The following is a 14,420-nucleotide window of genomic DNA, read 5'->3' as shown; positions in this document are numbered from 1 at the left end:
CACATCCACTCCGTCAGGAGGTCCTCCCACTTTCAAGCAGGCACGCCGTCAACAACCTCTCAGGTCACGACAGCTAGACGGGGCCTACAGCGCGGTGGCCGCTAGGTCCACGTGGGCCAGCGCCGGAAAGTTGATCGTGCCCATCCAGAGCTTGCCGGCGGCCTCGACCAGGCCGGTGACGGCGCCGAAGTCGCGATGCTCGGTGCGCAGGCCGGCCACCGCCGCGCCGCTGTCCGGATCGAACGCGACCGCCCAGATCTCCGGCTTGATCCGCGGTTGCAGCCGCTCGGGCAGCCGCCACACCACCTTGCGGATGATCGGGGCGCGCGGGAACAGCGATTCCAGCGCCGGGTTCGCCTCGGCGACCAGCGCGGCCCAGATGCGGCCGTCGGCCCCGGTGGAGACGTTGTCGGGCATGCCGGGCAGGTGCACCGCCAACGGTGTCAGCGTTGCGGCCCGCGGGCCGCTCAGCCAGAACTTCGACAGCCGGCGCGCCTGCGTCTCGGCGAAGACCAGCGCCGACCCGTCGGCCGTGGCCGTCAACCCGTTGGCGAAGTACAGCCCGTCGACCAGTGTGGTGACCGTACCGTCGGTGCCGAGCCGGTACAGGCCGCCGGTTGCGCGCGCCTCCACGATCGGGGCGGTGTAGTGCTCGAAATGATAGTCGCTGGTCGACTCGGTGAAATAGATTGTGCCGTCAGCTGTTTCGGTGACGTTGGAGCAGAACTTGAGTCGCCTGCCGCCGACCGATTCGACGAGCACGTCCAGGGTGCCGCCGTCGGTGTGCAGCGCGAGCAGTCCGCGCCGGCTGTCGCAGATCAGCAGCCGGCCGTCACGGGCGATGTGCAGACCGAGCGGCCGCCCGCCGGTGTCGGCGACGACCGTGTGCTCACCGTCGGGGGAGATCCGCAGGATGCGGCCGTCCTCGAGGCCCGTCCACAACTGGCCGGCCGCGTCGACGACGACATCCTCGGGCCCGTTGCCGGGCAGCGGGACGACGGTGACGCCGGGCGCCGGCACGTCGGGCAGCGTCTCGACCGGTGGCGGCTGCCACCGCACCGGGTGGATGCGGGGTTTGCGGGCCATGCCCAGGACTTTAGAGCCGCGCGTGGGCCCGCGTCAGCACCTCGCGCAGGATGGCTTCGATGGTGTCGAATTCGGCCTGGCCGCTGATCAGCGGCGGCGCCAGCTGGATGACGGAATCGCCGCGGTCGTCGGTGCGGCAGTACAACCCGGCCTCGAACAGCGCGGCACCGACCCGGGCGAGCAGCGGTCCGCGTTCCTCGTCGGTGAAGGTCTGCTTGGTCGCCTTGTCCTTGACCAGTTCCACCCCGTAGAAGAAACCCTCGCCGCGCACGTCGCCGACGATGGGCAGGTCGTAGAGCTTGTCCAGGGTGGCGCGGAAGGCGGGAGCGTGGGTCCGGACGTGATCGTTGAGGCCCTCACGTTCGAAGATGTCGAGGTTGGCCAGCCCCACCGCCGCTGAAACCGGATGCCCGCCAAAGGTATACCCGTGCGGGAACATGGTGGCGCCGTCGTTGAACGGCTCGAACAACCTGTCGCTGGCGATCATGGCGCCGATCGGCGAGTAGCCCGACGTCATACCCTTGGCGCAGGTGATCATGTCCGGCACGTAGCCGAAGTCTCCGATCTCACTGCAGCAGGCGAACATCGACCCGATCCGGCCGAACGCGCAGATCACTTCGTCGGAGACCAACAGCACGTCGTATTCGTCGCAGATCTGGCGCACCCGCTCGAAATAGCCTGGGGGAGGCGGGATGCTGCCGCCCGCGTTCTGCACCGGCTCCAGGAACACCGCGGCCACGGTGTCGGGGCCCTCGAACTCGATGGCCTCGGCGATCCGGTCGGCGGCCCACTGCCCGAACGCCTTCGGGTCGGTCCCGAAAGGTTCGGGCGCCCGGTAGAAGTTGGTGTTGGGCACCCGGAAGCCGCCGGGCGTCACCGGTTCGAAGGGCGCCTTGAACCGGGGCAGCCCGGTGATCGCGAGCGCGCCCTGGGTGGTGCCGTGGTAGGCGACCGCGCGCGAAATCACCTTGTGCTTACCGGGTTTGCCGGTGAGCTTGAAGTATTGCTTGGCTAGTTTCCACGCGGTCTCGACGGCCTCGGTGCCGCCGGTGGTGAAGAACACCCGGTTCAGGTCGCCGGGGGCGTAGCCGGCGAGGCGTTCGGCGAGCTCGATCGCGGGCGGGGTGGCGTACCCCCACAGCGGGAAGAACGCCAGCGTGCTCGCCTGGCGCGCCGCGACCTCGGCGAGTTCGGTGCGGCCGTGCCCGACCTGCACGGTGAACAGCCCGGACAGGCCGTCGAGGTAGCTCTTGCCGCGGTCGTCGAAGATGGTGACGCCCTCGCCGCGGGTGATGATCGGCGGCGTGATGTCCGGGCCGTGCCGGGCGAAATGCAGCCACAGGTTGTCAGTCATCTTGCCGCTGAGCGTAGCCTCGCGATATGACCGCAGCGCAGCAGGTCAGCGAGTTCGAGTCGCTACGGCCCCATCTCATGTCGGTCGCCTACCGGCTCACCGGCACGGTCGCCGATGCCGAGGACATCGTGCAGGACGCCTGGCTGCGCTGGCACCGGCAGGATGGCGCGATCACCGACCTGCGGGCGTGGCTGACCACGGTGGTGAGCAGGCTGGGCCTGGACCGGTTGCGTTCCGCCGCGCATCGTCGCGAGACCTACACCGGCAACTGGCTGCCCGAGCCGGTGGTCACCGCGTTTGACGGGGCCGATCCGCTGTCCGCCGTGGTGGCCGGCGAGGACGCCCGGTTCGCGGCGATGGTGGTGCTGGAGCGCCTGTCACCCGATCAGCGCGTCGCCTTCGTGCTGCACGACGGGTTCGCCGTGCCGTTCGCGGAGGTGGCCCAGGTGCTGGGGACCAACGAGGCCGCCGCCCGCCAGCTGGCGTCGCGGGCCCGCAAGGCCGTCGCGGCCGAGCCGCCACCCAAACCCGATCCCGCGCACGCCGAGGTGGTCGGAAAGTTGCTGGCCGCCATGGCGTCCGGCGATCTGGAGGCCGTGGTGGGGCTGCTGCATCCCGACGTGATCCTGACGGGTGACGCGAATGGCAAGGCGCCCACCGCAATCAACGTCATCCACGGCGCAGACAAGGTGGCCCGGTTCTTCTTCGGCCTGGCCCAGCGCTATGGCCCGGCGATGTTCACCTCGTATCAGCTCGGGCTGGTCAACGGCGAGCTGGGCGGCTACACGCCCGGCTGCCCCGCCAGCGACGGGTACCGCGAGATGATGCCGCGGATCATGGCCGCGACGGTGCGCGACGGAAAGGTCTGCGCCCTCTGGGATGTGGCCAACCCCGACAAATTCACCGGCTCCCCGCTGCGGGCTCGTTGAGCTGGGTAGCCCACGGAACCCGGCAGGCGTCGCCCGAATTGAAGCCCTGCTCGGTGATGCCCAGCGCGGAATTCACCCGCGCCCGCATGTTCTCCAACCCGATCTGGTAGGTCAGCTCGAACACACCGGCGTCGCCGAAGCGGGCCCGCAGATCGTCAACCTGCTCGTCGGTGACGGTGTGCGGATCGGTGGTCATCGCGGCGGCGTAGGCGATGGCCGCGCGCTCGTCGTCGGTGAATGCCGTTGAGGTGGCGTAATTGTCGATGTCCGCGAGGCGCTGCATGTCCAGGCCGTCCAGTCGCTGCAGCATCGATCCGAAGTCGACGCACCACGAGCAGCCGATCTGACGCGCGGTCCACAGCACCGCCAGCTCACGCACGCTGGTCGGCAGCGTCTTCGACGCCCGGTCGACCATCGTCTCGTGCATGGCGCTGGCGATCATCAGCTTGCGATGATGCGCGGCCACGGCGAACGGTTCGGGAACTTGGCCGTAGCGCCGCTTGGCGATCCGGTACATCGCCCGGGTCAGCAATCCGGCGCGCTTGGGGGGCAGGGGCTCGATGCGGGTTTTCTGTGTCATACCGGTCAGACGAGGCAGGCCCCCGATGTGTGACGGGACGGTCGGCCCCTGTGCGTCACACTGGCCTGACGCTCGGCATCGAATGCCACGCTGGCGTGACATTCGGCGCGCAAACCCGCCTAGCGCGAGAACATGATCGCGCGCTTGACCTCTTGGATCGCCTTGGTGATCTCGATGCCGCGCGGGCAGGCCTCGGTGCAGTTGAACGTGGTACGGCAGCGCCACACGCCGTCGACCTCGTTCAGGATGTCCAGCCGCTCGGCGGCGGCCTCGTCGCGGCTGTCGAAGATGAACCGGTGCGCGTTGACGATCGCCGCCGGGCCGTAGTAACTGCCCTCGTGCCAGAAGATCGGGCAACTGGTGGTGCACGCCGCGCACAGGATGCACTTGGTGGTGTCGTCGTAGCGGGCGCGGTCGGTCGGGCTCTGAATGCGTTCACGGGTGGGCGGGTTGCCGGTGGTGATCAGGTAGGGCTTGACCGCGCGGTAGGCGTCGAAGAACGGCTCCATGTCGACCACCAGGTCCTTCTCCACCGGCAGTCCGCGGATCGGTTCGACCGTGATGGTCAGTGTTTTTGGGGCTTTACCCGGCCTACTCTTGGGCAGCAGGTCACGCATCAGCACCTTGCACGCCAGCCGGTTGACACCGTTGATGCGCATGGCGTCCGAGCCGCACACCCCGTGCGCGCAGGAGCGCCGGAAGGTCAGCGTCCCGTCCAGGTAGCTCTTGATGTAGATCAGCAGGTTGAGCATCCGGTCGCTGGGCAGGCACGGCACCCGAAAGCTTTGCCAGCCACCGGTTTCGGCGAAGGCGTCGGGCTGGTCGGGGTTGAACCGGGCGATCTTGACGGTCACCATCACCGCGCCGTCGGGGATCGCCGGCAGCGGCGGCTCCAGGCTGGTCTCGACCTCGGCGGCCTCTTCGGTTCCGACGCTCTCGGCCATCAGTACTTCCGTTCCTTGGGTTCGTAGCGCGTCTGCACCACGGGCTTGAAGTCCAGCGCGATGTCGCTCAGCAGGTCGCTGCCCTGCTTGTAGGCCATGGTGTGGCGCATGAAGTTGACGTCGTCGCGGTTGGGATAGTCCTCACGGGCGTGGCCGCCGCGCGACTCCTTGCGATTCAGCGCACCGACCACGGTGACCTCGGCGAGCTCCAGCAGGAAGCCCAGCTCGATCGCCTCCAGCAGGTCGCTGTTGAATCGTTTCCCCTTGTCGTGCACGCTGATTCGGGCGTACCGTTCCTTCAGCGCGTGGATGTCGGTGAGCGCCTGCTTGAGCGTCTCCTCGGTGCGGAACACCGCGGCGTTGTTGTCCATCGACTGCTGCAGGGCGATGCGGATGTCGGCGACGCGCTCGTTGCCGTGCTCGCTCAAGATGTCGCCGACCCAGCCGACGACCATCGCCTCGGGCTCCGGCGGCATGTCCACGAAGTCATGCCCCCGCGCGTAATTGGCCGCGGCGATGCCGGCCCGGCGGCCGAACACGTTGATGTCCAGCAGCGAATTGGTGCCCAGCCGGTTGGCCCCGTGCACCGATACGCACGCGCACTCGCCGGCCGCGTACAGCCCCGGCACCGTGGAAGTGTTGTCCCGCAACACCTGTCCGGTGACGGTGGTGGGTATGCCACCCATCACGTAGTGGCAGGTCGGGTAGACGGGGACCAGCTCGTGCACCGGGTCCACACCCAGATAGGTGCGGGCGAACTCGGTGATGTCGGGCAGCTTGGCCTCGAGCACGTCCTCGCCGAGGTGGCGGACGTCGATGTACACGTAGTCCTTGTGCGGGCCCGCGCCGCGGCCCTCGAGAACCTCCAAAACCATGGAGCGGGCCACGATGTCGCGGGGAGCCAGGTCGACGATCGTCGGCGCGTAGCGCTCCATGAAGCGCTCGCCCTCGCCGTTGAGCAGCCGGCCGCCCTCGCCGCGCACCGCCTCGGAGATCAGGATCCCCAGGCCCGCAAGGCCGGTCGGGTGGAACTGGTGAAACTCCATGTCCTCCAACGGAAGTCCCTTGCGGAAGACGATGCCGATGCCGTCACCGGTCAGCGTGTGCGCGTTGGAGGTGGTCTTGTACATCCGGCCCGACCCGCCGGTGGCGAGCACGACCGCCTTGGCGTGGAAGACGTGGATGTCGCCGGTGGCCAGCTCGTAGGCGACCACCCCGGTGGCCACCGGACCGCTCGGGGTCTGGGTGAGCACCAGGTCCAGCGCATAGAACTCGTTGAAGAACTGCACGTCGTGCTTGACGCAGTTCTGGTACAGCGTCTGCAGGATCATGTGGCCGGTGCGGTCGGCGGCGTAACAGGCCCGGCGCACCGGGGCCTTGCCGTGGTCGCGGGTGTGGCCGCCGAACCGGCGCTGGTCGATGCGGCCCTCGGGGGTGCGGTTGAACGGCATCCCCATCTTCTCCAGGTCGAGCACCGCGTCGATGGCTTCCTTGCACATGATCTCCACGGCGTCCTGGTCGGCGAGGTAGTCGCCGCCCTTGACGGTGTCGAACGTGTGCCATTCCCAGTTGTCCTCTTCGACGTTGGCCAGCGCCGCGCACATGCCGCCCTGGGCGGCGCCGGTGTGGCTGCGGGTGGGGTAGAGCTTGGTCAGCACCGCGGTGCGCACCCGCGGACCCGCCTCGACCGCGGCGCGCATGCCGGCACCCCCAGCGCCGACGATCACGACGTCGTACCGGTGTTGCTGGATCACGGCCGCCGCCGACGATGCAGAGCGAGGTGATGAGGAGGAGGTGGCGCAAACATGTTCAGCCTCCGATATTGGGGTCGAATGTCAGGAGCACATAGGTGCCCAGCACCAACGTGAAGCCCATGGACAACAGCAGCAGGCTGTTGAGCCAGAACCGGGTGCTGTCCTTGCGGCTGTAGTCGTCGATGATGGTGCGCAGCCCGTTGCCGCCGTGCAGCTGCGCCAGCCACAGCAGCGCCAGGTCCCAGAACTGCCAGAACGGCGAAGCCCAGCGCTGTGCGACGTAGTTGAAGTCGATGCGGTACACGCCGTTATCCCACATCAGCATGATGAACAGGTGGCCGATCGCCAGCACGAACAGCGCGATCCCGGAGAACCGCATGAACAGCCAGGCGAACTTCTCGAAGTTGGGGATGCCGGCCCGCCGCCGCGGCGAGCGGGGGTTGTCCAGGCTGGCGGGTCGGTCATAGAGGCGTTGTTTGACCGGGGCGACCTCGCCCCGGCCCAGTTGCAGGTCCGGACTGCTCATCGGAAGTGCTCCATCATGTGGATGACCGTCACCACGCCGGCCGGGATCATCAGCAGCAAGAACACGATGCCGACGATCCAGAACATCAGCTTCTGGTGGCGCGGGCCCTCGGACCAGAAGTCGATCAGGATCACCCGGATCCCGTTCAGGCCGTGGAAGAGCACCGCGGCGACCAGGCCGTATTCCATCAGGCCGACGACGGGCATCTGGTAGTCGTGGATCACCGCGTTGTAGGTCTGCGGGCTCACCCGCAGCATCGCGGCGTCCAGCACGTGGACGAACAGGAAAAAGAAGATCGTCGCGCCGCTGATCCGGTGCAGCACCCACGACCACATGCCGGGATCGCCGCGGTACAGCGTCCGGGGTGGCCTCCGTTTGCGCGAGGGAGCCGATCCCGGTGCCGCCGGATCCGCGGTCGTCGGTTGCGTAGTCACCCCAGTCCTCACCGCCTTCTTCCGACTTCGACGTCAGCCACTCCGGGCACTTGAGCTTAGCTCGGACACGGTGTGACTTGCGCCAATGTCCGCCAAGCGAAATGCCGTTTTGCGGCTAGGGTGATCGTCGGAATCGACGATGGGTGAGCGAGGTTTCGTTATGCCTGAGATCGACTGGAATACGTTGCGGGACAAGGCAATCAATGTCTCTGCGGGTGCCTACGCACCCTACTCCCAGTTCCGGGTCGGGGCGGCCGCGCTGGTCGATGACGGCCGGGTCGTCACCGGTTGCAATGTGGAGAACGTCTCATATGGCCTTGGTCTCTGTGCCGAATGCGCGGTGGTGTGCGCCCTGCATTCCACCGGCGGTGGCCGCCTGGTGGCGCTGGCGTGCGTGGACGGGCGCGGATCGGTGCTGATGCCGTGCGGGCGGTGCCGTCAGGTGCTGCTCGAACACGGCGGGCCCGAGCTGCTGATCGACCATCCGGGCGGCCCGTGCCGGCTGGGCGACCTGCTGCCGGACGCCTTCGGCCCCGACGACCTGGCCGCGGGGCGCTGATGCGCGGTCGCTTGCTGGCCCAGCGCGGCCGTGGCTTGCTGAGCGTTGCCGGTCGGCTTAGCGTCATGCGTGTGCAACGGGGGAGCGCACCGCCGGCGGGTTCGCTGCCCAGACTTGTTGTCGCCGCGCTGATCGCGGCGGTAATGGCGGCCGCGGGATGCGCGTCGCAGTCACCCGACGCAAAGCCGCCGTCTCCAACCTCGTCGTCGGCGCCCGCGCCGGCCTGGTTGGAGGACTCCGTCTCCTTCTCGGTGGCGGATATGACCGTGTACGGCACGTTCCGTCATCCGGCGGGGCACGACCGGACCGTGCCGGCGGCGCTGCTGATCGCGGGCAGCGGGCCGACGGATCGCAACGGTGACTCGGCAGCCATGCCGGGTCAGGTCGACACGCTACGAAATCTGGCGCGGGCGCTGTCCGACGACGGCGTCGCCACGTTGCGCTACGACAAGCTCGGCACCGGTCAGACCGGGCTCGGCCCGTATGCGACCGACCCGACAAAGGTCGATATCGGCGTGTTCAGGGATGAGGCGAGCGCCGCGTTGAGCTTCCTGGCCGGCCAACCTGGCATCGACCGGACCCACCTGATGGCGCTCGGGCACAGCGAGGGCGCCCTCTACGCGATGATGCTGGCCACCGCCGAGCCCGGGACCGCCCCCGCGGTGCGGACCCTTGGCCTGGTGGAGCCGGCGAGCCGCCGCATCCTCGACCATGTGTCCGAGCAGGCCCACGCCCAGGCCGACGCTGCCGTCAGGTCAGGACGGGTCACCGCCGCACGGGCGGACGAGAGCACCGCGGCCATCGACAACGCGATACAAGAGTTCCGCGCGACCGGAAAGGTGCCGCCGGACGAACCGCCGGGGCTGAAGGCGGTGATCAACGACACCAACGCGCATGCCCTGTTGCAGGAGGACGCGATAGACCCGGCGGCGTTGGCCGCCAAGCTGCCTCGCGCTATGCCGGTCCTGGTGACTTGCAGCGACGCCGATCTTCAGATCACCTGCCTGGACGTCGATTCGCTGGTTTCCGGCCTGACCAGCGCGGGCACCAAGACGGACTATGTCCACCTGACCGGTGTGGACCATGTCCTGAAGGAGGACGCCAGTAGGACGCCGGCCAACTACACCAAGCCCCTACCGTTTTCCACCCAGCTCGGCGACGCGCTGGCGGCGTTCCTCAAAGAAAACGGGATGACACTTTGAGCCCCGGGGAGCCACTTGACTGACCCCGCGTTCGACGCGCCCACGGTGATCAGGACCAAGCGCGACGGCGGCCGGTTGTCCGACGCCGCGATCGACTGGGTCGTCGGCGCCTACACCGACGGGCGGGTGGCCGAGGAGCAGATGGCGGCGCTGCTGATGGCGATCCTGCTGCGCGGCATGGACCCCGGCGAGACCGCCCGGTGGACGGCGGCGATGCTGGCCTCGGGCGACACGCTCGACTTCGGCGACCTGGGCCTGACCACGGTCGACAAGCACTCCACCGGCGGGGTGGGGGACAAGATCACCCTGCCCCTGGTGCCCGTCGTCGCCGCCTGCGGCGCCGCCGTGCCGCAGGCGTCCGGCCGGGGGCTCGGCCACACCGGCGGCACCCTGGACAAGCTGGAATCGATCGCCGGGTTCAGCGCCGAGCTGTCCGGCCGGCGCGTCCGCGACCAGCTGCGCGAGTTCGGCGCGGCCATCTTCGCCGCCGGTGACCTGGCCTCGGCCGACGCCAAGCTGTACGCGCTGCGCGACATCACCGCCACGGTCGAATCGCTGCCGCTGATCGCCAGCTCGGTGATGAGCAAGAAGCTGGCCGAGGGGGCCGGCGCGCTGGTGCTCGACGTGAAGGTCGGCTCGGGGGCGCTGCTGGACTCCGAGGGGCAGTGCCGCGAGCTGGCGCACACCATGGTCGAGCTGGGGGCGGCGCACGGGGTGCCCACCCGCGCGCTGCTGACCGACATGAACCGCCCGCTGGGCGCGACCGTCGGCAATGCCCTGGAGGTCGCCGAGTCGCTCGAGGTGCTGGCCGGGGGCGGCCCGCCCGACGTCGTCGAGCTGACGCTGCGGCTGGCCTCGGAGATGCTCGAGCTAGCCGGCATCGACGACCGCGATCCCGCCGACACCCTGTGCGACGGCACCGCGATGGACCGGTTCCGCCGGCTCGTCGCGGCCCAGGGCGGCGATTTGTCGGTACCGTTGCCGGTCGCCGGGCATGCCGAGACCGTGATCGCGCCCCGGGGCGGCACAATGGGCGATATCGACGCGATGGCGGTGGGGCTGGCGGCTTGGCGGCTCGGCGCGGGCAGGTCCCGTCCGGGCGAGCGCGTGCAGTTGGGTGCCGGTATCCGCATCCACCGCCGCCCCAGCGAGCCGGTCACCGCCGGTGAGCCGTTGTTCACCCTCTACACCGACACCCCGGAGCGGTTCGGTGCCGCCCTCGCCGAGCTGGACGGCGGGTGGAGCGTCGACCGCACACCACCGACTCCGCGACCGCTGATCATCGATCGGATCGTCACATGACCGCACCGCTAGGGCTGGAGCAGATCAGAAAGGCCCCCAAGGCCCTGCTGCACGATCACCTCGACGGCGGGCTGCGCCCGTCGACCGTGCTGGAGATCGCCGGGCAGGTCGGCTACGACGGGCTGCCCGCCACCGACGTCGACGAGCTGGCGACGTGGTTTCGCACCCGTTCGCACAGCGGCTCGCTGGAGCGCTACCTGGAGCCGTTCTCGCACACCGTCGCCGTGATGCAGACACCGGAGGCACTGCATCGGGTCGCCTATGAGTGCGTGGAGGATCTGGCCGCGGATTCGGTGGTGTACGCCGAGATCCGATTCGCCCCCGAGCTGCACATCGACCGTGGGCTGTCGTTCGATGCGATCGTCGACGCCGTGCTGGCAGGCTTCGCCGACGGTGAGAAGGCTTGCGCGGCCTCGAATCGCCCGATCGTGGTGCGGCTGTTGGTCACCGCGATGCGACACGCGGCGGTGTCCCGGGAGATCGCCGAGCTGGCAATCCGGTTCCGGGACAAGGGGGTCGTCGGATTCGACATCGCCGGCGCCGAGGCGGGCAACCCGCCGACCCGGCACCTGGACGCCTTCGATTACTTGCGAGACCACAACGCCCGCTTCACCATTCACGCCGGCGAGGCGTTCGGGCTGCCGTCCATCCATGAGGCGATCGCCTTCTGCGGCGCGGACCGGCTGGGCCACGGCGTGCGCATCGTCGACGACATCGAGGTGTCCGACGACGGGCAGGTCCGGCTGGGTCAACAGGCATCCATCCTGCGCGACAAGCGAATTCCGCTCGAACTGTGTCCGAGCTCCAACGTACAGACCGGTGCCGTCAACAGCATCGCCGAGCATCCGTTCGATCTACTGGCCCGCACCCGCTTCCGGGTGACCGTCAACACCGACAACCGGCTGATGAGCGACACCTTCATGAGCCGCGAAATGCACCGGCTGGTAGAGGCTTTCGGCTACGGCTGGAGTGACCTCGAGCGCTTCACGATCAACGCGATGAAATCCGCGTTCATCCCGTTCGACGAGCGGCTGGCGATCATCGACGAGGTGATCAAGCCCCGGTATGCCGTGCTGATCGGCTAGGCCGGCTCGATCGAAAGGCCCATCGCCCGCACCGTGCTGGCCAAGTGGGTCTGCACCGCCCGCAGTGCGCGCGGTAAGTCGCCGTCGCGCAAGGCTTCCGCGATGTCGGCGTGTTCGGCCATGATGGTGGCCACCCGATCGGGTTCGCGCAGCGCCGATTCCCCGATCATCCGCATCTGGCGGTCGCGCAAGGTCGAGTAGAAGGCGGACAGGATGGCGTTGCCGGACTCTTGCAGCGTGATGGCGTGGAAGGCGCGGTCGGACTCCAGGAACTCTCGCCAGTCGGCCGCCGCCACGGCGTCGCGCTGCCGGCGCAGCTCGAGCGACTGCCGTTCGAAGACCACTGCGCGGACGGCGGGGCCACGCGCGATCACCTTGCCGGCCGCGAACTGCTCCAGCGCCAGCCTGGCCTCCATGACCGCCCGCACCTCGTCGGGCGAGACCGGGACCACCAGCGCGCCGCGCTGCGGATAGAGCCGCAGCAGCCCCTCAGCCTCCAGCCGCAGGAACGCCTCGCGGACCGGGGTGCGCGACATCCCGAGCGCGGTGGCGACGTCGCCCTCGCTGATCAGCTCGCCGCCGGGGAACTCGCCGGTGAGGACCTGCGTCTTGACGTAGTCCAGCGCGCGGTCCTTGGCCGTGCCCGGCCGGGGGTCCTTTGCTGCCACGCGAGCCCCATTTCTGGTAGCTAAGTCGTATCTCAAGCGTGGTCATGACCGTACACCACCCGCTGCTACCTGCGACGATTGACACTGAGATACAAGATAAATACTATTCAGATACGAAAAAGACTTGAGCCAAGGAGGCCGCAGATGCCCCAGCAGTTGGTGACGCCGAACCTGGACCCGACGATCCCGGCACCGATGATCGACGTGGCCGAATACGGGTTCGAGGGCCGTTTCGAGGAGTGGGCCCAGCAGGCCGAATACTTCGAGTACTCCAAGGCGGCCAACCCGATCGGATCCGGGCACGTCCCGCCGATTCCGCTGCGGCGGTTCGATCCGGAGATCTACCTCGGCGCGCCGACCGGCGTGATCCCGCTGGATCTGTCCGAGGAACTGGGCATCGACACCGGCGCGGCGACCAGCCCGGCGCTGCTGGCCAACTTCGTCAGCATTCGCGCCGCCGAGCAGATCGACACCAGCCCCAACGCCACCTCGCAGCTGTACTACGTGCTCTACGGGCGGGGCTTCGCGGCGGTGAACGGCCGGCTGATCGAGTGGGAGAAGGGCGACTTCGTGACGCTGCCCGCCGGCAGCCACTCGGTGTTCTATGCGGCCGCCGACACGGCCATGTACTGGGTGCACGACGAGCCGCTGATGCGCTACCTGGGCGCCGAGGCCACCCGGCCGCGCTTTGCGGCGACCAAGTTCCGCCGCGTCGACGCGGTGGCCAAGCTGGAGGAGATCGCCTCCCGGCCGGGCGCCAACGACAAGAGCCGGGTCAGCGTGCTGCTGGCCAACGCCAACCAGGAGCAGACGCTGACCATCACCCACGTGCTGTGGGCCATGTTCGGCGTGCTGCCGCCCAACCAGGTGCAGCGCCCGCACCGGCACCAGTCGGTCGCGCTGGATCTCATACTTGATGCCCCGGAGTCCGGCTGCTACACGCTGCTCGGCACCCGCCTCGACGAGCGCGGCGACATCGTCGACCCCACCCGGGTGGACTGGCGAGCCGGGTGCGCCTTCACCACCCCGCCGGGCATGTGGCACGCCCACTACAACGAGACCGATGAGCCGGCCCACCTGATCCCGGTCCAGGACGCCGGCCTGCAGACCCACCTGCGCAGCCTGGACATCAAGTTCACCCAGCGCCGCGATCTCGTCGCCGGGTAATCCCCGGCGCGGTCCATGCACCGCCGCAGTTCGACGCCTAGTGTGGCTGGACATGAAGGTGCCCCTGCTGGGACCGGTGTCGCTCACCGGGTTCCAGAACGCCTGGTTCTTCCTGGTCCTGCTGATCGTGTTGCTGGTGATCGGCCTTTACGTCGTGCAGCAGTTCGCCCGTCGTCGCCGGGTGCTGCGCTTCGCCAACATGGAGGTGCTGGAGCGGGTGGCGCCGCCGCGGCCCAGCAAGTGGCGGCACGTGCCGACCATCCTGCTGGCCGTCTCGCTGGTGTTGCTCACCACCGCGATGGCCGGGCCGACGTCGGACGTCCGGATCCCGCTCAACCGGGCGGTCGTGATGCTGGTGATCGACGTGTCGGAGTCGATGGCATCCACCGATGTGCCGCCCAACCGCCTGGACGCGGCCAAGGAGGCCGGCAAGCAATTCGCCGACCAGCTGACCCCGGCGATCAACCTGGGGTTGGTGGAGTTCGCGGCCAACGCCACGCTGCTGGTGCCACCGACGACCAACCGCGGCGCGGTGAAGGCGGGCATCGACAGCCTCAAGCCGATGCCCAAAACCGCTACGGGAGAAGGCATTTTCACCGCCTTGCAGGCGATCGCGACGGTGGGTTCGGTGATGGGCGGCGGCGACGGCCCACCGCCGGCGCGGATCGTGCTGGAATCCGACGGCGCCGAGAACGTGCCGCTGGACCCCAACGCACCGCAGGGGGCGTTCACCGCGGCGCGGGCCGCCAAGGCCGAGGGCGTGCCCATCTCGACGATCTCGTTCGGGACCAAGGGCGGCGAGATCGAGATGGACGGGCAGCGCATCGCCG

General features: G+C 68.6%; 14 protein-coding genes and 1 pseudogene. 7 read left to right on the top strand and 8 right to left on the bottom strand.

The features are described 5' to 3' along the window. Positions 1 to 84: 84 nt before the first annotated feature. Complete coding sequence (locus tag ACYQ8K_RS28885; RefSeq protein ID WP_459974630.1) at positions 85 to 1,086, bottom strand: SMP-30/gluconolactonase/LRE family protein; 1,002 nt, start codon at positions 1,084 to 1,086, stop codon at positions 85 to 87. 10 nt (positions 1,087 to 1,096) lie between these two features. Beyond that, on the bottom strand, positions 1,097 to 2,440 hold the full coding sequence (locus ACYQ8K_RS28880) for an aspartate aminotransferase family protein (protein WP_459974628.1): 1,344 nt from the start codon (positions 2,438 to 2,440) through the stop codon (positions 1,097 to 1,099). 26 nt (positions 2,441 to 2,466) lie between these two features. On the opposite strand from ACYQ8K_RS28880, the gene ACYQ8K_RS28875 reads away from it, so the two are divergent. Beyond that, positions 2,467 to 3,369 (top strand): sigma-70 family RNA polymerase sigma factor, encoded by a 903-nt coding sequence (locus ACYQ8K_RS28875; RefSeq protein WP_459974625.1) that lies wholly within the window; start codon positions 2,467 to 2,469, stop codon positions 3,367 to 3,369. On the opposite strand, the pseudogene ACYQ8K_RS28870 reads toward ACYQ8K_RS28875, so the two are convergent. From ACYQ8K_RS28870 to sdhC, 5 genes and pseudogenes are all read right to left on the bottom strand, one after another. Next, positions 3,341 to 3,982 (bottom strand): annotated as a pseudogene (locus tag ACYQ8K_RS28870) (carboxymuconolactone decarboxylase family protein); the annotation flags it as partial. The gene ACYQ8K_RS28875 and the pseudogene ACYQ8K_RS28870 overlap by 29 nt on opposite strands. Positions 3,983 to 4,068: 86 nt before the next feature. Then, positions 4,069 to 4,893 (bottom strand): succinate dehydrogenase iron-sulfur subunit, encoded by an 825-nt coding sequence (locus ACYQ8K_RS28865; protein ID WP_459974623.1) that lies wholly within the window; start codon positions 4,891 to 4,893, stop codon positions 4,069 to 4,071. After that, positions 4,893 to 6,647 carry a succinate dehydrogenase flavoprotein subunit gene (gene sdhA / locus ACYQ8K_RS28860; protein WP_459974621.1) on the bottom strand — a complete coding sequence of 585 codons (1,755 nt, stop codon included), beginning with the start codon at positions 6,645 to 6,647 and terminating at the stop codon, positions 4,893 to 4,895. The genes ACYQ8K_RS28865 and sdhA overlap by 1 nt, the downstream gene beginning before the upstream one ends. 55 nt (positions 6,648 to 6,702) lie before the next feature. Next, positions 6,703 to 7,173 (bottom strand): succinate dehydrogenase hydrophobic membrane anchor subunit, encoded by a 471-nt coding sequence (locus tag ACYQ8K_RS28855; protein ID WP_007773310.1) that lies wholly within the window; start codon positions 7,171 to 7,173, stop codon positions 6,703 to 6,705. Then, positions 7,170 to 7,508 (bottom strand): succinate dehydrogenase, cytochrome b556 subunit, encoded by a 339-nt coding sequence (gene sdhC / locus ACYQ8K_RS28850; protein ID WP_459974632.1) that lies wholly within the window; start codon positions 7,506 to 7,508, stop codon positions 7,170 to 7,172. Before sdhC ends, ACYQ8K_RS28855 begins: the two co-directional genes overlap by 4 nt. Positions 7,509 to 7,767: 259 nt before the next feature. On the opposite strand from sdhC, the gene ACYQ8K_RS28845 reads away from it, so the two are divergent. The 4 genes from ACYQ8K_RS28845 to ACYQ8K_RS28830 all read left to right on the top strand — a co-directional run bounded on the left by ACYQ8K_RS28845 (position 7,768) and on the right by ACYQ8K_RS28830 (position 11,755). After that, positions 7,768 to 8,166: a cytidine deaminase gene (locus ACYQ8K_RS28845; protein WP_459974618.1), complete on the top strand. Its 399-nt coding sequence runs from the start codon at positions 7,768 to 7,770 to the stop codon at positions 8,164 to 8,166. A gap of 71 nt (positions 8,167 to 8,237) precedes the next feature. Next, positions 8,238 to 9,368, top strand: a complete 1,131-nt coding sequence (locus ACYQ8K_RS28840; protein ID WP_459974617.1) for an alpha/beta hydrolase family protein — start codon at positions 8,238 to 8,240, stop codon at positions 9,366 to 9,368. A 15-nt stretch (positions 9,369 to 9,383) separates the two neighbouring features. Beyond that, positions 9,384 to 10,670 (top strand): thymidine phosphorylase, encoded by a 1,287-nt coding sequence (locus ACYQ8K_RS28835; protein WP_459974615.1) that lies wholly within the window; start codon positions 9,384 to 9,386, stop codon positions 10,668 to 10,670. After that, positions 10,667 to 11,755: an adenosine deaminase gene (locus ACYQ8K_RS28830; RefSeq protein WP_459974613.1), complete on the top strand. Its 1,089-nt coding sequence runs from the start codon at positions 10,667 to 10,669 to the stop codon at positions 11,753 to 11,755. Before ACYQ8K_RS28835 ends, ACYQ8K_RS28830 begins: the two co-directional genes overlap by 4 nt. Here the strand turns inward: ACYQ8K_RS28830 and ACYQ8K_RS28825 are convergent. After that, positions 11,752 to 12,423 (bottom strand): GntR family transcriptional regulator, encoded by a 672-nt coding sequence (locus ACYQ8K_RS28825; RefSeq protein ID WP_459974611.1) that lies wholly within the window; start codon positions 12,421 to 12,423, stop codon positions 11,752 to 11,754. The genes ACYQ8K_RS28830 and ACYQ8K_RS28825 overlap by 4 nt on opposite strands. A gap of 144 nt (positions 12,424 to 12,567) precedes the next feature. Here ACYQ8K_RS28825 and ACYQ8K_RS28820 point away from each other — a divergent pair, with 144 nt between their 5' ends. Together ACYQ8K_RS28820 and ACYQ8K_RS28815 are read left to right on the top strand one after the other, a co-directional pair. Further along, positions 12,568 to 13,590, top strand: a complete 1,023-nt coding sequence (locus ACYQ8K_RS28820) for a cupin (protein WP_459974609.1) — start codon at positions 12,568 to 12,570, stop codon at positions 13,588 to 13,590. 52 nt (positions 13,591 to 13,642) lie between these two features. Then, positions 13,643 to 14,420: VWA domain-containing protein (locus ACYQ8K_RS28815; protein ID WP_459974607.1), on the top strand; the 778-nt coding region annotated here is incomplete at its 3' end.

The sequence above is a fragment of the Mycobacterium sp. MUNTM1 genome, from assembly GCF_054660795.1.
This window is presented reverse-complemented; position numbering and strand designations above follow the sequence as displayed.

Bases quoted from the DNA above. Each gene is read 5' to 3' on its own strand.
- ACYQ8K_RS28885 (WP_459974630.1), bottom strand. From the start codon at position 1,086: ATGGCCCGCAAACCCCGCATCCACCCGGTGCGGTGGCAGCCGCCACCG.
- ACYQ8K_RS28880 (WP_459974628.1), bottom strand. From the start codon at position 2,440: ATGACTGACAACCTGTGGCTGCATTTCGCCCGGCACGGCCCGGACATC.
- ACYQ8K_RS28875 (WP_459974625.1), top strand. From the start codon at position 2,467: ATGACCGCAGCGCAGCAGGTCAGCGAGTTCGAGTCGCTACGGCCCCAT.
- ACYQ8K_RS28865 (WP_459974623.1), bottom strand. From the start codon at position 4,893: ATGGCCGAGAGCGTCGGAACCGAAGAGGCCGCCGAGGTCGAGACCAGC.
- ACYQ8K_RS28855 (WP_007773310.1), bottom strand. From the start codon at position 7,173: ATGAGCAGTCCGGACCTGCAACTGGGCCGGGGCGAGGTCGCCCCGGTC.
- sdhC (WP_459974632.1), bottom strand. From the start codon at position 7,508: ATGTGGTCGTGGGTGCTGCACCGGATCAGCGGCGCGACGATCTTCTTT.
- ACYQ8K_RS28845 (WP_459974618.1), top strand. From the start codon at position 7,768: ATGCCTGAGATCGACTGGAATACGTTGCGGGACAAGGCAATCAATGTC.
- ACYQ8K_RS28830 (WP_459974613.1), top strand. From the start codon at position 10,667: ATGACCGCACCGCTAGGGCTGGAGCAGATCAGAAAGGCCCCCAAGGCC.
- ACYQ8K_RS28820 (WP_459974609.1), top strand. From the start codon at position 12,568: ATGCCCCAGCAGTTGGTGACGCCGAACCTGGACCCGACGATCCCGGCA.